Genomic DNA, 18913 nt, shown 5'->3' with positions numbered 1-18913 from the left:
GGTGACGGGCAGGGGATGCTAACACCCGATGCTGCGTGCCTTAGATATCCGTGACATGTTGATCATCGACCGGCTGGAATTGACCTTCCAGCCGGGACTGAACGCGCTGACCGGTGAGACCGGGGCGGGTAAGTCGATCCTTCTGGATTCGCTGGGATTTGTTCTGGGCTGGCGCGGGCGGGCCGAACTGGTCCGGCAGGGGGCTGCGCAAGGCGAGGTCGTGGCCGAATTCGAACTGACCGAAGGCCATCCCGCGCACGAGATTTTGGCTGAGGCTGGACTGCCGGGTGGGGAAGAGTTGATCCTGCGCCGTGTCAACACTGCCGAAGGCCGTAAGACCGCCTGGGTCAATGACCGCCGCTGTTCCGGTGAAGTTCTGCGCGCCCTGTCCGAGACTCTGGTCGAGCTTCACGGCCAGCATGATGATCGCGGCTTGCTGAACCCGCGGGGGCATCGCCTGCTGTTGGACGATTACGCTCAGGTCTCGGAGCAACTAGCCGCAGTGCGCCGCGCATGGTCCGAAGTGTCGCGCAGCGGCAAAGCGCTGGCCGAGACCGAGGCCGCGCTGGCTGCGATGCGGGCCGAAGAAGAATTCTTGCGGCATTCCGTTGCCGAACTGGACAAGCTGGACCCGCAACCGGGTGAAGATGCTGAATTGGACGCCCGCCGCCGCATGATGCAGGGGGCTGAACGCATCCGCGACGATGTCGCCCGGGCTTTTGACCTGCTGGGTGGCGAAGGGGCCGAAGGGGCGATGTCGGATGCGATGCGCTGGCTGGAAGGTGTCGCGGACAATGCTGGCGGGCAGTTGGAAGGGCCAATCGGTGCTTTAGGCCGCGCGCTGATCGAGCTGGGCGAAGCGCAGGACGGCGTGAACGCCTGCCTTCAGGCGCTGGATTTCAACCCGGCCGAGCTTGAAGCGGCCGAGGAGCGCCTGTTTGCGATACGCGCACTTGCCAGAAAGCATGATGTCGCCCCGGATGACCTGGGGGCCTTTGCGAATACCCTGCGGGATCGGCTGGGTCGTTTGGATGCAGGCGATGCCGATCTGGCCGATCGACGCGCATCAGTCGAGGCCGCGCAGGCCGCTTACAACGCCGAGGCTGCGACCCTCAGTACGGCCCGTCAAAAGGCGGCCGGTCAATTGGATGCAGCGGTCATGGCCGAGCTTGCGCCGCTCAAAATGGAACGCGCCGTGTTCCAGTCTGAAATCACTATAGCGGAGCCGGGTCCCGAAGGTATCGACGCGGTTGCATTTACCGTGGCCACGAACCCCGGCGCGCCATCGGGTCCGTTGAACAAGATCGCTTCTGGCGGCGAGCTCAGCCGCTTTCTACTGGCGCTCAAGGTCTGTCTGTCTGGAGATGACAGTGCGCGCACCATGATCTTTGATGAAATTGACCGGGGCGTCGGCGGCGCCACCGCCGATGCAGTTGGCCGGCGGTTGGCTGCATTGGCTAAAGGAGGGCAAGTTCTGGTCGTGACCCACTCACCTCAGGTGGCCGCACGGGCGGCACACCACTGGCGGGTGCAGAAACAGGTCAGCGACGGACAGACGCTGTCGACCGTTGTACCGCTGGCCGAAGGTGACCGTGTGGACGAAATTGCCCGGATGGTGTCGGGCGATACGATCACCGACGAAGCGCGCGCCGCAGCACGTGCGCTGTTGAAGGCGTGATGTATCAGCGCCGCCTTCTTTGTCCTGCCATGCTTTTATATGACCGCCCCTTGGCTTACTAAGGGTTAAGTGACGAGCCCCGAAGGCAGATGACTCAATCAACCTATACCGTACTGCGCAACCAGCTGAATCAGGCCATCGCCGCGATCAAGGATGCCTTTTGGGTGATGCGCCGACGCGGGCCCAGTCAAATACAGTTCTGGTTCATCGCTTTGGTGATCGGGATTGCCGCCGGGTTCATGGCCCTGGGGTTCCGCAAGGCGATCCAGTTTTTACAGGCCTATCTGTACGACACAGATAACATCCTGCTGCTGCACAGCCATGCGGAGAAACTGCCGTGGTACATGGTTCTGATCATCCCGATCCTGGGCGGTTTACTGGTTGGCGTGATCCTGAACCGGTTCACCGATGATGGCCGCGTACGGTCGGTCGCGGATGTGATCGAAGGATCTGCTGTCACCGATGGTCGCGTCGAGGTGAAGGCGGGTATCGCGTCCTTCTTCGCCTCCCTGATCACGCTCAGCTCTGGCGGTTCGACCGGTCGGGAAGGGCCGGTTGTGCATATGGCAGGGGTGATCTCGACTTGGGTCAGCAACCGTATTCACGCGGATGGGATCACGGGCAGGGATCTGTTGGGATGCGCTGTTGCGGCTGCTGTCTCGGCCAGTTTCAACGCGCCCATTGCGGGGGCTTTGTTCGCGCTTGAGGTCGTGCTGCGCCATTTCGCGGTTCACGCCTTTGCACCCATCGTCATTGCCTCGGTCGCGGGAACGGTGATCAACCGGCTGGCCTATGGGGATGTAACTCAATTCGCGCTGGATACGCCGGGGTCCCTGAAGTTTTATGTGGAACTGCCTGCCTTTCTGATCCTTGGCCTGATCTGCGGGCTCGTCGCTTTGGTATTGATGCGTTCGATCTTCTTTGCCGAAGACATCGGCACCCATGTGCAGAATCGCTTGTCTTTACCGGGATGGCTGCGTCCGGCGGTATCGGGGGCAATGCTGGGCCTTTTGGCCATCTGGTTTCCGCATATTATCGGTGTCGGCTACGAAACCACGATCCGCGCGTTGACGGGTGATCTGGTTCTGACCACCGCGATCCTGCTGGCCGTGGTCAAGACCATCGCGGTGGCCATAACCATGGGCGGCCGCATGGGGGGCGGGGTGTTTTCGCCCTCGCTGATGATCGGGGCGCTGACCGGGTTGGCCTTTGGCTTGATTGCAACGGGATTGCTGCCGGATGTCTCGGGGACCCATACGCTTTATGCCTTTGCGGGTATGGGAGCGGTTGCCGCTGCGGTACTGGGTGCGCCGATTTCGACCACACTCATTGTGTTTGAACTGACTGGAGACTGGCAGATCGGTCTGGCTGTGATGGTCTCGGTATCCATGTCGACGGCGTTGGCATCTCGTTTGGTGGACCGGTCTTTCTTCCTGACCCAGCTGGAGCGCCGAAATGTGCATCTGGCCGCTGGCCCGCAAGCCTATCTGCTTGCCATGCTACGCACCGGGGCAGTGATGCGGCCAATCGGCGACGCACGCTCGATTACCGCGGATGAGGCGCAGGAACTGATCGCCCGGGGCCTCTGCGTCAAAGCCAGCGCCACACTGGAAGCCGCCATGCCTTATTTCGACCGAGAAGACATTCCATGCATTCCGGTGATTGTGCTTGAAGAGGACGGGTCAGAAACTCCCATCGGCGCGCTCTATCATGTCGATGCGCTCAAGGCTTATAACAGGGCGTTAGCGGCCACTGCGGCCGAGGAGCATTCCTAGCCATCATAAACGCTGGCAGCGTCACCCAGATAGTTATCCCAGGCAAACCAATAAGAGATATGCCCGGCGACGCGCAGTAGCTTCGCGCCATCTGGTCCGGTCAACATCTCTTCGGACAGGGTCCATTTGCGACCGCTTTCGTCCACTAGCCCGCCGTCAGAGGCTGTGAACCTGTGCCCCGCTCGCTCATAAGCCCGCACGGTCCGGCGATCCGGGTTTCCGATCAGAACCAGAGGGCGGTTCGCAATTGCATCATTGATCACACGGGTACGGCTGAACGCATCCAGTGGCCATGCACGCGCAGCGCCGAACTGGCGGATCGTAAAAATGTAGTCCTTTTGCCGGTGTTGGGACTGATCGACCTGCGCGGGGAACATCAATTCGGGCGAGGCGAAATACTCGCGGTAGACCACGCCAGACCCATAGTTGCGGCGATGCCCGGTATCCAGCGACAGTACGCGGGTACCAGGGTGCGAAGTCTTCCAATTGTCCCAGGTCGTGATCACAACGGGTCGCTGTTTCAATTCGATCCCGCTGTCGACCAACGGGCCGACCACGGGTTTGCCGGTATATTGATTCCACAGCGAGTGTGTTTCGCGGTCAAACATCAGTTTGTTCGACCGGTAGAGGAAGCCAGAGGAACCAAAGACAAACGGTTTGCGCCGACCCGCAACCTGCGTTTCAAACAGAATGCCTGACCCGCACAGGGTACAATAGGCAAGTGCGACCGGAACTCCTCCGATCACTTCGTTGAACATTTCATGCCACCCCATGATCCGCAACGGATAGGCGCGTACATCCCCATTGATCGAGACGCCAAAGACCAGATCGTCACCCTTGAGGTAGCTGGCATCAGCCGCCGAGATGAGGGTTGGATTGTCCAACGAAGGGATACCGTCTTTATAAACCCCACCCCAGGCGATCTCTTCCAGCCTGATTTTCATCCGGTCCCGTGCCAGGTATTCGGGCCGGAGGAACAGATCAAAGTTTTGGTCGAGGCCCAGCAGAACCTCGCGCTTGAAGGGGATCAGTGATGGGTGGGGGATCAGCTGCGGGTTCCGCTCTTGCCAGAGCATCCAATCAAACCAATCGGTGCCCAGCTTTTGCCCACTGAGGGTTTCCATCACCTCCGAGATTTCATCCCGTCGCCGATCCCCGTATCGCATGGCGGTCAGCAGGGCAGGCACCACATCCGGCTTTCCGCGCTGCGTCAGATAGGTCATCTGCGCCTCAAACTCGGTTCGACCGGAATAAAGCGTGCTGCGCAGCGCCTCGAGCACCGGGTCCTGCTGCGCCCATAGCACTCGTGGTGCCAGCACGCTGAGACCCAGCCCCCCAACAAAGCTGCGGCGTGAAACTGACATGGCATCCTCCATGGTCGTACATGTATAGTATGCCTTCAGTTGCACTCACTTTCATTCAACAGCGTCGTGATTGGGGCGTGAGCCTTTCGTTTCGCGCGTCGCAGCCGATTCCAAACACATCGCATTTGAATAAATCGGCATATTCGAGGAGCGACCCCTGCATCCCAACTGAAGGTCAAGATCCTAAGTGTGTCACTCAGTTAGCAATCCGTATTTGCGGATCTCGGATTTTGACATCTTGTGTATGTCGTCAGCCGGGGCCGCATCGATTGTGAACCAGTAGAAAGCGTCATGCCCTAGCATGCGTTCGACATAAAGTCGGTTTTGCTCGTGTTCAGGCGCGCCGCGCGGGTAGTCGGATGCTTCTTTTGAACCATCTGACCATGCGTGTACACCAATCTCTGCCCCGTCATCCATGGTTCTTCTGACACCTGCCAGAAAAAGATCAACCCCGCCCGAGTGGATGAGACTGGATGATGTGAGATGCGTGTTGAGGCCCAGTTCGCGCACTCGGTAGGCCAATGCGATCATGGTATCGTCATCCAGTGAGCCCGGCACATCAAGTTCAACCAGGGTCTCGATGTCGGGGTGTTGGGCATAGATTTCCTCGAATTGTTTTAGGGTTTTCGAGTTGATCGCTCCATGCATAAACAGCTTTGTGCCTTCGACGCGGAACCCGGTCATTGGGACCTGGTTCCACGCCATAACAGCCATCTGGGTACATCCAGATAGCACGACGGCCACCAATGCTGCCAATACAGCAGCATACTTTCCAAAGCGCCAGCGGCGGGTGCGTCTCAGACTAGCCGACGACATTATGCCCTCGACCGCGCATGCAGTTAAAAACAATACTCTTTCTCGCTTCATCTAGCTCGCTAGAGTCTTCTGCCGTTCCCAGAAGCCCTCCGACAGCTGCGCCGACACCCAGCCCGGCAAGCGCATCTCCGCTATCGGCTTCGGCAGCACCTACAAGCCCGCCTACTATGGCACCTGCGATAGCAGAGTCATTGGATTTCTCTTTTTGCAAAGACACCTGCTCGCACGCTGCCATATCTGATTGGAAGTTTGGGTTTCGGTGTCCGTCTACGATCAGTGGGTCATTCGGGTCAGCGCACGCGGTCAGGGTTAGTCCGAGCGCCATCAACCCATATGCTTTTTTCATTTTCATAAGCCTTTGTCCTTCTGTTCAGTCTGAATTGCTCGGAAGCTGAGGTAGAGTTTCAATCTCAATAAATCAACAACGTTTTTATGTTTTATTTAAATTACGTAAAGTAAGGATTTATTGATTTGATGATTTGCGCTAAAGAGCGCTTGCTACAGCAGGAGGACTGATGACTTTTTTTGCAAAAGCCGCCATGGCGCTTAGTCTGAGCTATTATTTCCTATTGTTCGGATTCGTCTGGATTGGTGAGATGTTGGGGATTCACGGTCTGGTTTGGGATATGTTCGACTTTCCCGAACAAGACACTTCGCCGCCATTCTGGACGCTGGTTGTTGGTCTGATTTTAACCCTGATAGCGCTCGTGTCCCTTGCTGGCGCCTTTCGCGGTGCATGGCTTGTGCTCAAGGGAGGGCCAGAACAGGATTTTCGGGATCTTGGACGAAACCTACGGCATATGGCCTGGGGGCTGATCGGATTTTGGATCGGCTACAACGTAATAGCTCTCGTCATGCCGCATCTGATCGTAATTGGATTGGAATCAACCGAAGGCTTTGATTTTAGTTGGGCGCCGCTCGACCTGGATATTGTTTTTGCGATTACGGGTGTGGTGTTGCTTGCAATATCCCAAACGTTAGAACGCGCCTGGCAGGCTGAAGACGAAAACAAGCACTTTCTCTAGGGGGCACCATGGCTATTCAGGTAAATCTCGACCTGATGCTTGTTAAGCGCAAGGTCTCCTCGCGTGAGTTGGCTGCGGCAATCGGATTGTCCGAAACCAACTTGTCGTTGATCAAGTCCGGCAAAATCAAGGGTGTCAGGTTCTCAACGCTGGAGGCTATCTGCAGATATTTGGACTGCCAGCCGGGCGATATTTTGAGCTTCGAACCGGATTAACCCGGTACCAAATCTGTGCGTAGGTCAGTCTGACAGTGCACTAAACTGTCAGATCTGCTCTACCTTCACCGACTCCACAGGATAAAACGCGATGTAGTCCTGAATCTGCGCCACACCAGGGATCGGGTTCTCATAGCTCCAGGCAGCATTCTCGGTGACTGATGACTTGTTGACGATCGAGAAATGAGTTGCGTCCCCTTTGTGCGGGCAATGTGTCACCTTGTCCGTTTGGTCCAGGAAGGCCATCGCGATGTCAGACCGAGGGAAATAGATCACGGGTTCCAGATCACCTTCCAGCAGTATCAGAGCATTGTTTGTTTCGCCAAGAATGGCACCGCCTGATCGGACGCTCCACTTGCCATCAGCCTTCTCGATTGTGATCTCTGTCATTTCTTGCCTTTCCCTCAGCTTCGCGTGGGGCTCTCCTCTGCCCGTTCTATGTAACAGTCCGGTGTCAGACCGGCGCGGTTGCGGCATCCAACCACAGTTGAGCGTCAGGGCCCAGCCTTGGTCGGATTTTTCCCGCAACGTCGTGGTGATAAGCGTTTAGCCAGCTGCGTTCGGCGGCGGTCAGCATGTCTACAACGATCAGCCGACGATCAATAGGTACATAGGTCAGAGTGCGCCAATGCAGCATCGCGCGTTCATCATCGCCACCAGGCAGGGCTGGAGCATCTTCGACGACGACCAGATTTTCGATGCGTATGCCAAAGGCCCCTTCGCGGTAGTATCCCGGTTCGTTGGACAAGATCATCCCGGGTCTCAGCGGCACATGGCTGACGCGTGACAGGCGTTGCGGGCCTTCATGGACGCTAAGATACGCGCCCACACCATGGCCGACGCCGTGATTGAAATCCTGCCCGGCCAGCCACAGTGGCGCCCGTGCGATACACTCAATGTCGCGCCCAGCCAAACCGACAGGCCAACGCAACATCGACAGGCCGATCATGCCCTTTAGAACACGGGTGAAACAGGCTTTTTCGTCATCACCCACCTCACCAATGGCGATGGTTCGGGTGATGTCAGTAGTGCCGTCCAGATACTGCCCACCGCTGTCCAGAACCAGCAGGTGGCCATTCTGTAGCCGACTGTCGGTCTCCTCGGTCACTCGGTAGTGCATGATGGCTCCATTCGGGCCGGTACCTGAAATTGTGTCAAACGAGATGTCCTGCAAGGCATTGTCCTTGCGCCGGTTATGTTCCAGCCGGGCCACGACCTGCGTTTCGGTCACGCTGCCGGGCTGTTGCGCATCCAGCCAACACAGGGTCTCGACAACTGCGACCGCATCGCGCAGATGCGCCTCGGCGCTGCCTGCAATCTCGGCCAGGTTTTTGCAGGCCTTGGGCAAGGCGCATGGATCGCCGCCATCGACCATCTTATCCCCCAACGCATCTGCCACGATCTGTGGCACAGTGCCCGCGTCGACCTGCACGCGCCCGTTCAACTGCTGAACAGACTCCAAAAACGCTGCAGGATCATGAACCGAGACCTGATCATCCAGATGATCGCGCACCTCGATAAGCTTCTCGGCAGCCATGAACAAATCTACCTGGCCTGCGGCGTGCAAAATTGCGAAACCATGAGCAACCGGATTATAGGCGATATCAGAGCCGCGAATGTTCAGCAGCCACATGATCGAATCCGGCAACGTGATCAGCGCTGCCGTACACCCAGCCTCCTGCACCCCACTCGCCAATCGCGTGATCTTGTCACGCCCGGCTTCTCCCGCAAACTCTAACGGGTGTGCTTTGACCGGGTTCATCGGCGGGGCAGGCTGGTTCTCCCACACTCGGTCGACCAGATTGTCGGAGCGCACCAGTTCGATTCCGCTGCCTTCAAGCTCCTTTTCCGCGGTAGAGATTTGCCCCGCCGCGTGCAGCCAGGGATCAAATCCGATCTTTCCACCTTGCGGCAATTGCTCTTTCAGCCAGGTGCTTAGGCTGACATCCGGCCATGGTATGGGAGTGTAGTCATCAGCGACCTGAGCCTTAACCTGCGTGCGGTAACGCCCATCTATGAACACACCCGCCACATCCCGCAGCGCGGCGCAGAACCCGGCAGAGCCTGTAAAACCGGTCAACCAGGCCAGACGTTCATCCCGAGGCGCTACGTATTCACCTTGATGCGCATCCGCGCGGGGAATCAGAAACCCATCGAGCCCCGCGCGCGCAATCTCGGCGCGCAGTGCAGCCAGCCGGGGTGGCCCCTGTTCCGGGCGCGCGGTGACTTGGAAAGACTGGAACATTTCGGGCCTCTTGGGTGTGTCGCTGTTTGCGCAAACTGCGGCGACTTGGCCCAAATGTCCACATCAACAATGCAGTTGGTTGGGGCGGCACGAACCGCCCCTGCCGCCTTAACTTGAAGGTGCCGCAATGTTGGACAACGACAGCCGGGTACTTTTGGTCGATCCGGTGGCCGAGAAATAGGCGATATCAGCGGTGTTGGGATTGTAGGTGAACCGGAATGGAGATTCGATGTCATCCCCGGCTTGCACCCACATATACATCCAGACCTCGTTGCCCGCTTGCAGCGGTGCGTTTTCCAATTCGAAATAGGTGCATTGCTGGGTTTCCCCCGACCCGCCGCCGCTCATGGTCGAGCTCCACTTCCAACTGCCCCAATTCGACCGCGGAACCGCAGTCTGCGGTTGCGGTTGGCCGTTATTCACCCAGAACATGGTGAAGGCGCAGTTGTACCAGCCCTGATCCAGCAGGTTGAACCCTGCGATATCCGCAATGGGCCCGACCGAGTTGCCAGCTTTTGCAGTCAGAAAATCCCTATGTGTCTCGATTTCGGGAACAAAGCGTAATGTGTGCAGGGCCCATTCCTCATCCTCTGCTGCCTTTTCGATCAAAGGGTCCCGGTAGTCCCCCAGATCATCAAGCGATCGCAATGCCTGATAGGCCCATTCTGGATCGTTTCTCAGAATGTGATCTACCAGCTTGTCCAAGCCGACCTCTTGCCGTGCGGTGGTCAATATGTCCTTGTAACAACTGTTCTGATCCCGGATTTGGCGCAACGTATTGTCCGCGTGTTCCGAAACCGCCGCCCGAACACCGGCGCGTCTTTGCTTATCATATTGCATGGTATCGTCCCTTGAATTGAATAATTTCAGTACGAAAACACTGCAGCGACACCGCCTCAAGAAAACGGCGTAATACTTTGCAATTATGAAATTTAATGAGATATTCTGATAAAAGAAGGCAACTGGTCACAGCTTGTACGCCGTGAATTGCATAGCAGAAATTCACATTTGAAACAAATTGGCTACGGTTTCGGGCCGTGGCCAAGCCGGTGTCACCCGTTGGTCAGAAACTCCTGCAAGGTATCGATATAGGTCTCGTAGGCTGCATTTCCGGGCAGCGGAATGTGATTGGCGGTTTCAAGCACCACCAGCGAGGCATCGGGTATACCTGCGGCCAGTTTGCGGGCCTCGGACAGCGGGTGCACCGAACTGTTGCGTCCGTGCATAACCAGGGTCGGGCATTTTATCTTTGGCAGCAGATGCAGAACGGAAGCGGTGTTGCCGCTGTCGCGCTGGTAGAGCTTTTGCTCGACGGAATACAGCGTCTGCATCTCGTCCACGATCTCGCGCACGGTTTCCAGCGGCCCCTCGGGAAAGTAACTCAGCAGCGATCCCATGGCATAGCCGCTGCCGGGCTCCTGCCAGCCTTCGAGGATCAGCGTGCGGATCGAATCCGGCCCCTCCACCCCCGCACGGTGATCACGCCCTTCGGCCCAGCCTCCGACGATGGCAAGCTTGCTGACGCGCTCGGGATACTGGGCCGCGAATCTCAGAGCAGAAAACAATCCGCCGAATTCCGAGATGATCGCAAAGCTGTTAAAATCTGCGGCTTTGGTAACCGCGAGAATATCCTCGACAACACCATCATAAGACGTTTGTTCTGGCTCACCCCAACCGCTTTGATGGTGTTTATTGTATCGCAGCAGGGTAAACTTGGCCTCCATGGCCTGCAGGTAGGTCCTTTCGGACGACAACCGCCATTCTGCTTCGATATCGTAGACAATCGATCCGACACGCAGCACCGGATGGCCGGAACCAGCAACTGAAAAGGCTATTGCCTGCCCATCGCCCCCCTTGGCATAGCGCAGTTTCCGTGTGGGCGCGGCCCCGCCCTCGGTGATTTCTGACTCACATGTGACATCCGCGGCCAATTGCAGCCCGCGCCGCACGATTGTGCGGATGATCCGTTGTGCTTTGCCATCATCGCCAACGGCCCGCCGCGCGGCGGCCACACGGGCGCTGATGGTGGATTCCGATACAAAACGCCCGTTCCAGACCCGCTCGATGATCTCATCCCGCGCCACCAGTTTGCCGGGGTGTTCGGCCAACAATTTCAGCAGATCAAAGACCTGCGGTTCAACAGGCACTGCCTCGCCCTGGCGGGTCAGGACGTGGCGATCCACGTCCAGAACACAATCTGCAAATTCGTAGCGCATGGGATCACTACATCCGGTTTTGGGCGGTCTCACAAGCGCCAAAGGCAATCCCAAAGGTTTCTTAGGGATTTCTCAATGCGGCCTTCAAGCGCTCAGCTTAGCTGGGTGGCAAAATGACAATCAACATTAGGAGATCGCAACATGATGCCGCCCTTTGACACAGCTCTCCTGCGCTACCAACCTGCACGCTACCGGTTGCGCAACAGCGCTGCCCGCCCTCCAAAACCAGGCCGACATTTCGCGCAGGCCGTTCTTTGGTTTCTATCAGGCCTCAGGACGCCTCAGGCGCAGCGAACCTAGCTGGCCTTCTTCATCCCCATGACGCGGGCACGGGCACGCGGGTCGCTGTCAAACAGTGCCGCCAGCTGTTCAGTCATCGCACCGGCCAGTTGCTCGACATCGGTAATGGTCACCGCGCGGTCGTAGTAGCGGGTCACGTCATGGCCGATACCGATGGCCAGCAATTCGACCATCTTGCGCTTTTCGACCATGGCGATCACATCGCGCAAATGTTTTTCCAGATAATTCGCCGGGTTCACGCTGAGCGTTGAATCGTCGACCGGCGCACCGTCGGAAATCACCATCAAGATCTTGCGCTGCTCGCGCCGGGCCAGCATGCGGCGATGGGCCCATTCCAGCGCCTCACCGTCGATGTTTTCCTTCAGCAGACCTTCTTTCATCATCAGGCCCAGATTGGCACGGGCGCGCCGCCAGGGCGCATCAGCACCTTTGTAGACGATATGGCGCAGGTCGTTCAGACGGCCCGGTTGCTGCGGGCGGCCATCGTTCAGCCAGGCCTCGCGCGCCTGCCCGCCTTTCCATGCCCGGGTGGTAAAGCCCAGAATCTCGACCTTCACATTGCAGCGTTCCAGCGTCCGGGCCAGAACATCCGCACAAACAGCCGCGATCGAGATCGGGCGTCCGCGCATTGAACCAGAGTTGTCCAGCAGAAGGGTCACCACCGTATCGCGGAACTCGGTATCCTTTTCGACCTTGAAGCTCAGCGGAGTGGTTGGATTTGCCACCACGCGGGCCAACCGACCGGCATCCAGAATACCTTCTTCGCGGTCAAACTCCCACGATCTGTTCTGTTGCGCCTGCAAACGGCGCTGCAGCTTATTGGCCAGTCGGCTGACTGCGCCTTTCAACTGATCCAGCTGTTGATCCAGATAGGCGCGCAGCCGTTCCAGTTCGGCCGGTTCGGCCAGGTCCTCGGCGGCAATCTCTTCGTCATGCGTGTTCAGATAGACCTTGTAGTCCGGGTCCGCCTCGGACGCGGGTGGAGGGGCAGGGGGCTCCAGCGGGGCTTCGCCATCTGGCATCTCGGCCTCATCCGACATCTCTTCGTCGGCCATCTCGTCCATCGAGACCTGTGCCTGAGACTGGTCCTGCTGTTCTTCCTGCGTCTGCTCAGGCGTGGCGTCAGCGTCTTGTTCGTCCTGATCATCCTGCCCGGTGCTGTCCGGATCGGGCTGTTCTTCGGCGTCTTCCTCGGCCTGATCTTCCTGTTCGTCGTCCAACTCGTCGGGGTCGTCGCCCAGTTGATCGCCGTATCCCAGATCCTTGATCATCTGTCGCGCGAACTTAGCGAATTCGGCCTGATCCGAGAGCACCTCGTCAAGGTTCTCCAGCACGCCGCCGGCCTGTTCCTCGATAAACCCGCGCCACAGGTTCATGACATTCTCAGCCGCAGGCGGCAGATCGCGCCCCGTGGCCAGATGCCGGATCAGGTAGCCCGCGGCCACGGACAAAGGCGCCTCGGCCGGTTGTTTGCACTGATCATATCCGCGCCGCAGCGCTTCATGGCCGATTTTCACATCGATGTTAGACGCCGTACCGGGCATATCGCGCGCGCCCATCGCCTCGCACCGCGCGGTTTCCATCGCCTCATAGAGGTCCCGCGCCATATCTCCCGGAGGGGCATAGCGGTTATGGGTCGCGTCGTCATGATAGCGGCGTTGCAAGGCCAGTGCATCCGCTGTACCCCGCGCCAGTAGAACCTCTTCGCGGGTCATCCGGCGGCTGACCTGAGGCAGACGCATCGATTCACCCGATAGGCCAGACGGGTCGACCGTATAGCTTACCGACAACTCAGGATCGTCGGCCATCACCTTGGTGGCCTCGGCCAGAGCCTTCTTGAACGGATCAGCGGGGTTGTCGTTTGGTTTGCTCATCTGTCCGCCCCTGCTTCTTCAAGCGTCATTTCATCACTTGCCAGACACGCCAGCACGTCCACGTGGACATCCAGCGCATCAACAACTCTATAGCCGGGATCTCGCCCGTCAAAGGCAAGGTTCAGATCTGTCCCGGCCAAAACGATGGCGTCGGCATTCAAATCATCCACCATACGGCGACCTGCGTCCAGAAACAGCGCGCGATCCCGATCCGAGCAAATCCCGGCAACCGCCATCTTCTGATAGGTTTGTCCCAGCACTTCGATCTCATCTTCCAACGCAACCGCCCGGGTTTGCCCAAGCTGACCATAAAGTTTGGTCTGCATCACAACACGCGTTCCCAGCAGCCCAACAGTGCCTAACCCTTGCGAGGCGAAATGCGCATCCAGAGGCTTTACAGCCGAAATAAGGGGCAACGAAGACAACGGCACGGTTTCATCATAGCAGAAATGCCCACCCAGCGACGTGATTGCTGCACAATCCGCACCTGCCGCTTTAAGGCGATCAATGAGCCCCGCGTAGACTCGCGCCTGTGCATCCCGTTTGTCCGCCAGATTGTTGCGGATCAATTCCTGCACATCCGCATGTATGATGGTCAGTTCCATCGACTGTCCACGCGCCGCCATCGCCGCACTCAGCCGCTGATAGTAAACCACCGTTGCAGCAACACCGATCCCGCCAATCAATCCGATATGCATGGCGGTCCCCCGTCACCCCACGCTGGCGCTCGCTGCGCTTTCTGGCAGTTCCTCGTCGAAGCAGCGCTGATAGAACTCGGCCACGGTCTGGCGTTCCAACTCGTCGCATTTGTTCAGGAAGGACAGACGGAAGGCGTAGCCGACATCGCGGAAAATCTCGGCGTTCTGGGCCCAGTTGATCACGGTCCGAGGGCTCATCACGGTCGACAGGTCACCGTTCATGAAGGCGGTCCGGGTCAGGTCGGCAACGGTAACCATCTGGCTGACGGTCTTACGCCCCTCGGCGGTGTTATACAAAGGCGCTTTCGACAGCACGATCATCGTTTCGGCATCGTGGCTGAGGTAGTTCAGCGTTGAGACCAGAGACCAACGGTCCATCTGCGCTTGGTTGATCTGCTGCGTGCCGTGATAGAGGCCGGTGGTGTCGCCCAGACCCACGGTGTTTGCGGTGGCAAATAGGCGGAAATTCGGGTTCGGTGTGATGATTTCGTTTTGGTCCAGCAAGGTCAACTTGCCGTCATGCTCGAGCACGCGTTGGATCACAAACATCACGTCGGCCCGGCCTGCATCGTATTCGTCGAACACGATGGCAACGGGGTTGCGCAGGGCCCAGGGCAGGATGCCCTCGTGGAATTCGGTGACCTGCTTGCCGTCGCGCAGCTTGATCGCATCCTTACCGATCAGGTCGATCCGGCTGATGTGGCTGTCCAAGTTCACACGCACGGCGGGCCAGTTCAGGCGGGCGGCAACCTGTTCGATATGGGTCGATTTACCCGTGCCGTGATAGCCCTGGATCATCACGCGGCGGTTATGGGCAAAGCCCGCCAGGATCGCCAGCGTGGTTTCCGGGTCGAACTTATAGGTTGGGTCGATGACCGGTACACGGTCACTTGCTTCCGCAAAACCCTTGACCGCCATGTCGCTGTCAACTCCGAACACTTCACGAACCGAAATCTCTTCGGTTGGTTTTGCGTTGATGTCGATCGATCCGTCAGCCATGCGCTTTGTCCTTATCCTTTGGCCCGTTCACCGGGTTTGAACCCGTGTGTGGTGCAACATATTGCAGACAAGGGCAAGGGAAAGCCGCGTGATGAAATGGCTGACAGGATCTTTCTTTCAAACTGGCCTTATGGCGGGCAGAACCACGCTTAATCCAGAATGGCGTTGCGCATCCGGATCAGGCTGCGTTCATCAACGAAACGCGGGGTCTGATGCATGTAGTCGCGGAATGCGCGGCCATAACCCTGTAGCAGCCAGCGTTCTTCGTTCAGAACGAACAGAAAGTAGATCACGAACAGAATAGCGGCCAGACCAAGGGTCAGCCAAGACCCGCTAGCGATACCCAGGCCAATCGTTGCCAGAACCGAGGTGACGTATTGCGGGTTGCGCGAATAGGCATACATGCCGCCGGTTACCAGCCCATCACTTTCGCAATAGGTGTTATCGAGCCCCAAGAACCGATAGCCCCAAAGCGTGATGCCAAAGGACATCACCATGATCGGCAGGCCCAGCACATAGCGGCTCCAATGGCCCCAGCCATTCACCCACACTTCGGACAGGGCAAACACAACGGTTGCACCGCAGAACAACCGAAAAAGGCCAAAAGCCGTGTGGTGCCGCCATCCGTTTGCGCTGGGCCAAAGGCCAAGCTGCGGCAGGCGCAGATTCAGAGCAAGATATCCGCTCAGCAACAGGGCCGAGCCCAGAGCAACACAAAGAGCAATCGTATGAACGTGATAGATGAGGGGTTCCATATCGAATTCCGTTGTCACAGGTCATGTTCGAATATGGGCAACATGCGCAGCCCATAGGGACAGGCCGTAGCAAGGCTTTGTAACAGGTTGAGGACGCAAAAGCCGGTTAACGGTTCAGTGCGACGCCTCGGTTGTTTTGAGAGTCACGAAAAGCGCGCGAAAGTTCGTTTCTGACAGAAAATAACTCGAAACCCGATGCATCTGTCGGTAGGATTACGACCAACAAAAAAACGATTATGTAGAGCGTGTTCTAGTTCGGAAATGATTGATATTGATGATGAAAAACTGAGCAATATTAATGCTCTAGTCAAACTCGTTGAAAGACGCGAATCCGTTGATCGAGATTTCGGACGCGTTATTGGAACCCTAAAGGATAATCTGGTCTACATAGACAATGCCCTAAGAGCCGAGCCTGCCAAGTGGCGGCAAAACAGGGCATTCCATATCGTTCATGTGCCAAGCTTCCTCGCCATCATGTCGATATTCGATGACATGGATCAGATGGTGTCTATATCGGATGATGAAAAACACCAGATTCTGATTTCGGTTCATCGAGCTGCGCAGCTAGCCAAAGTAGCTAGACGACGCATGGAACAATCCAAGTTGATAGATGCCAAGACCGAGCTTGAGGTGCTTGCCCAATACGCGGCAGTCCCGGACGAACCCTACCAAACGCCGTCGCGCCTCACGCGCGTGCTCGATGGCCTTGCTTCGGCTTCGGACACCGCGTGGCAGGGTACGAAATCGCATGCAACTGCAATGCCTAATCTGGTTAGCGGCCTTCAGAGCGGTGTTTCAGGTACACTGTCGCGCGCCGCGTCTGCTCCGGCATTGTTCGAGAATTTGCAGAAAACCGTGTCTGGTGCACTGTCTGACACCGTTTTGACTCCGATATCCATGCGGCTGAATGCAGGGGGGCGAGCTCTGAAACATGGCGTCGGGGCCGGGGTCGGGTTGGGTGTTGTGGTTGGGGTCCTGTGCCCACCATTGTTGCCGCTTACGGCAGGGGGCGCAGTGCTTGCTGCGATGCGCGCCTGGCGCAAAGACATGGACAAAGCAGCCACGCTACATCAGGCCGAACGCGAACAGCGCATTGCAGAGCTGCAATCCGAGCGAAAGGCCGCCCTGCGCCATTTGACCCACGGAGCGCCTGCGTTGCAGATGGAAACCGAAGACCTCAGCATGACACTGGATGTTGAAACCGGTCGCGCGGATGCGGTGATTTTGAAAGGCGATCACACGGGCTGCCTGTGGTCAAACTTGTCCCCGGCTGACAAAGCAGAGCTTGGGATGGATCTGGCCGAAGGCGCAGCCAGCCTGCTTAATATCTTAGAGCTTGCGATAAAGGACTAACCTTCAGCCCCAAGCTACTTAAAGTTCCGGCTGTCCTTGATTTGATCCCAGGCCCAGACCACCTCTTGCAGCTGTTCCTCTTGTGACCGGTCGCCGCCATTCATGTCAGGGTGCAGGACCTTGATCAGCTTTTTATAGGCTTTGCGTACTTCGGCTTTGGACCAGCTGTCATTGGCCTCAAGAATCTCAATGGCGCGACGCTCGGTCGGCGGAAGGCGGCGACCGCCACCACCTGACGTGCGGCCTTTGTTCTGGGTGCTGTTTGCGCCAAGAACCTGATGCGGGTCCTCGATGCCCAGACGGGCCCAAGCGCGGGCTTCAGGGTCGCCCATGGGCTTTGTTTCACGTTCCCACACCTTGTCTTTCGAGCGTTGCGCATTCAGCTCGGCCTCGGTGGTGCCATCGAAAAAGTTCCATTTCTGGTTATATTCACGCACATGTTGTTGGCAGAACCAGTAGAAATCATCCAACACATCCGGGGCCTTGGGTGCACGGTACTTTCCGGGCTCCTGACATCCGGGATGGTCACAGATTCGCACCGAGGTTTCAGACGCACCCGACATGCCCCGACGCCCGCGCGGGTTCTTTTTCTTGGCGCTGGAAACGGACATATCGAATCCAAAGGGGTCTGATTTCGCCATGCTTTATCCTCACGAACGCATCTTTTCGACTCGGAGGCAGCAGTTTAGTCTAAGCTGCCGAAAGTAGAAGAGGGGGGCGGCAAGTTTTTTGCCGCTGAGCACAAAATTGAGCATAACCGAGGACATCCGAACCCGCCTTCAAGCCGCCTTCGACCCGCGGGAGTTAGAGGTGATCGACGACAGCGAAAGCCATCGCGGCCATGCAGGCTTTCAGGAAGGCGGGGAGAGCCATTTCAACATCCGCATCCGCGCCGCCGCGTTCGAGGGTCAATCGCGCGTCGCGCGTCACCGGGCAGTGCACAAGGCGTTGGGCGATGTCGTGCCACGCATCCACGCACTGGCGTTGGATATCGACGATTAAACAACTGCGCGACAAGCAAATAATACGAGGCCGAGGTTGAACAGAAATACATATTACATCGAATATCTGATCGTCGGCAGTATTGCCGTGGCACTATATCTGCAAGGCATCGGGTTGAACGCTGTCACCCCCGAAAATGAGTCAGACAGTTTCATTCTGATCTGGACTCTGATGATCATCCCGGCAGCCTATGTCTGTGGAATATTGGTGGATGGGATCGGTGTCATCTTTTTTGAGCTGCCCTTACGGCACTATACAAATGATTCAAATTTGTTGCGCAGGCGTGCGGATTCGCGAACTGCAGAGATCATCGCTTTTGATGACAATCTCTACAGCAATTTACGTACGTTGCGCAGCCGTGACCGGATCGTCCGGGGCAGTGCGGTGGCTCTGCTGGCCACATGCCTGTTCGACATTGCCCCATCCGACAGTCTAATGCGTCCAATTCCATCTTTTAGTATTGATTTGGACAAGGACTGGCTGCTTTGGATGGCCACGCTATTGTTGTTTGGGACCTGGGGCTTTCTGCACTACCAGACACGCAAGTTCAAAGCCGCCGCCTATGAATTGGCCATGCGGAAAAAAGGCTAAATCTCTG

Annotated in this window: 19 protein-coding genes; 7 read left to right on the top strand and 12 right to left on the bottom strand. The window is 57.5% G+C overall.

Annotated features, from left to right (window positions below; translation table 11 throughout):
* Positions 1-28 precede the first annotated feature (28 nt).
* Positions 29-1678 (top strand): DNA repair protein RecN, encoded by a 1650-nt coding sequence (gene recN / locus ACR0KG_RS14675; RefSeq protein WP_480547685.1) that lies wholly within the window; start codon positions 29-31, stop codon positions 1676-1678.
* An 89-nt stretch (positions 1679-1767) separates the two neighbouring features.
* Positions 1768-3453: a chloride channel protein gene (locus tag ACR0KG_RS14670; protein ID WP_480827681.1), complete on the top strand. Its 1686-nt coding sequence runs from the start codon at positions 1768-1770 to the stop codon at positions 3451-3453.
* On the opposite strand, the gene ACR0KG_RS14665 is transcribed toward ACR0KG_RS14670, so the two are convergent.
* The 3 genes from ACR0KG_RS14665 to ACR0KG_RS14655 all read right to left on the bottom strand — a co-directional run bounded on the left by ACR0KG_RS14665 (position 3450) and on the right by ACR0KG_RS14655 (position 5985).
* Positions 3450-4817: a DUF3179 domain-containing protein gene (locus tag ACR0KG_RS14665; RefSeq protein ID WP_480827680.1), complete on the bottom strand. Its 1368-nt coding sequence runs from the start codon at positions 4815-4817 to the stop codon at positions 3450-3452. The genes ACR0KG_RS14670 and ACR0KG_RS14665 overlap by 4 nt on opposite strands.
* 192 nt (positions 4818-5009) lie before the next feature.
* Positions 5010-5633, bottom strand: a complete 624-nt coding sequence (locus tag ACR0KG_RS14660) for an alpha/beta hydrolase (RefSeq protein WP_480827679.1) — start codon at positions 5631-5633, stop codon at positions 5010-5012.
* Positions 5620-5985, bottom strand: a complete 366-nt coding sequence (locus tag ACR0KG_RS14655) for a glycine zipper family protein (RefSeq protein WP_480547693.1) — start codon at positions 5983-5985, stop codon at positions 5620-5622. The genes ACR0KG_RS14660 and ACR0KG_RS14655 overlap by 14 nt, the downstream gene beginning before the upstream one ends.
* 163 nt (positions 5986-6148) lie before the next feature.
* On the opposite strand from ACR0KG_RS14655, the gene ACR0KG_RS14650 reads away from it, so the two are divergent.
* Both ACR0KG_RS14650 and ACR0KG_RS14645 read left to right on the top strand, forming a co-directional pair.
* Positions 6149-6658, top strand: coding sequence for a hypothetical protein (locus ACR0KG_RS14650; protein WP_480547695.1), 510 nt, complete (start codon positions 6149-6151; stop codon positions 6656-6658).
* A gap of 8 nt (positions 6659-6666) precedes the next feature.
* Entirely contained in the window at positions 6667-6873 is a 207-nt protein-coding gene (locus ACR0KG_RS14645) for a helix-turn-helix domain-containing protein (protein WP_480540708.1), read from the top strand.
* 48 nt (positions 6874-6921) lie between these two features.
* Here ACR0KG_RS14645 and ACR0KG_RS14640 read toward each other — a convergent pair whose 3' ends face one another.
* From ACR0KG_RS14640 to ACR0KG_RS14605, 8 genes are all read right to left on the bottom strand, one after another.
* Positions 6922-7263, bottom strand: coding sequence for a DUF427 domain-containing protein (locus ACR0KG_RS14640; protein ID WP_480540710.1), 342 nt, complete (start codon positions 7261-7263; stop codon positions 6922-6924).
* A gap of 64 nt (positions 7264-7327) precedes the next feature.
* A complete protein-coding gene (locus ACR0KG_RS14635; protein ID WP_480827678.1) occupies positions 7328-9118 on the bottom strand; it encodes an aminopeptidase P family protein in 1791 nt (596 codons plus the stop codon).
* Between the two features lie 108 nt (positions 9119-9226).
* Positions 9227-9958 carry a hypothetical protein gene (locus tag ACR0KG_RS14630; RefSeq protein WP_480547699.1) on the bottom strand — a complete coding sequence of 244 codons (732 nt, stop codon included), beginning with the start codon at positions 9956-9958 and terminating at the stop codon, positions 9227-9229.
* 212 nt (positions 9959-10170) lie between these two features.
* On the bottom strand, positions 10171-11334 hold the full coding sequence (locus tag ACR0KG_RS14625) for an alpha/beta hydrolase (RefSeq protein WP_480827677.1): 1164 nt from the start codon (positions 11332-11334) through the stop codon (positions 10171-10173).
* A 296-nt stretch (positions 11335-11630) separates the two neighbouring features.
* Entirely contained in the window at positions 11631-13508 is a 1878-nt protein-coding gene (gene cobT, locus ACR0KG_RS14620; protein WP_480827676.1) for a cobaltochelatase subunit CobT, read from the bottom strand.
* Positions 13505-14206 (bottom strand): aspartate/glutamate racemase family protein, encoded by a 702-nt coding sequence (locus ACR0KG_RS14615; protein WP_480547705.1) that lies wholly within the window; start codon positions 14204-14206, stop codon positions 13505-13507. The genes cobT and ACR0KG_RS14615 overlap by 4 nt, the downstream gene beginning before the upstream one ends.
* A gap of 12 nt (positions 14207-14218) precedes the next feature.
* The gene (gene cobS, locus ACR0KG_RS14610) at positions 14219-15205 is read right to left on the bottom strand and encodes a cobaltochelatase subunit CobS (protein WP_480547707.1); all 987 of its coding nucleotides are present in this window, start codon (positions 15203-15205) and stop codon (positions 14219-14221) included.
* Positions 15206-15354: 149 nt separating this feature from the next.
* A complete protein-coding gene (locus tag ACR0KG_RS14605) occupies positions 15355-15960 on the bottom strand; it encodes a methyltransferase family protein (protein ID WP_480827675.1) in 606 nt (201 codons plus the stop codon).
* A gap of 261 nt (positions 15961-16221) precedes the next feature.
* Here ACR0KG_RS14605 and ACR0KG_RS14600 point away from each other — a divergent pair, with 261 nt between their 5' ends.
* Complete coding sequence (locus ACR0KG_RS14600; RefSeq protein ID WP_480827674.1) at positions 16222-17313, top strand: hypothetical protein; 1092 nt, start codon at positions 16222-16224, stop codon at positions 17311-17313.
* Between the two features lie 14 nt (positions 17314-17327).
* On the opposite strand, the gene ACR0KG_RS14595 is transcribed toward ACR0KG_RS14600, so the two are convergent.
* Positions 17328-17954, bottom strand: a complete 627-nt coding sequence (locus ACR0KG_RS14595) for a J domain-containing protein (protein WP_170532183.1) — start codon at positions 17952-17954, stop codon at positions 17328-17330.
* A 106-nt stretch (positions 17955-18060) separates the two neighbouring features.
* On the opposite strand from ACR0KG_RS14595, the gene ACR0KG_RS14590 reads away from it, so the two are divergent.
* Together ACR0KG_RS14590 and ACR0KG_RS14585 are read left to right on the top strand one after the other, a co-directional pair.
* On the top strand, positions 18061-18315 hold the full coding sequence (locus tag ACR0KG_RS14590) for a BolA family protein (protein WP_480547713.1): 255 nt from the start codon (positions 18061-18063) through the stop codon (positions 18313-18315).
* Positions 18316-18351: 36 nt separating this feature from the next.
* Positions 18352-18906 carry a hypothetical protein gene (locus tag ACR0KG_RS14585; protein ID WP_480827673.1) on the top strand — a complete coding sequence of 185 codons (555 nt, stop codon included), beginning with the start codon at positions 18352-18354 and terminating at the stop codon, positions 18904-18906.
* The last annotated feature ends 7 nt before the right edge of the window (positions 18907-18913 follow it).

The organism is Ruegeria sp. H4 (genome assembly GCF_056533065.1).
This window is presented reverse-complemented; position numbering and strand designations above follow the sequence as displayed.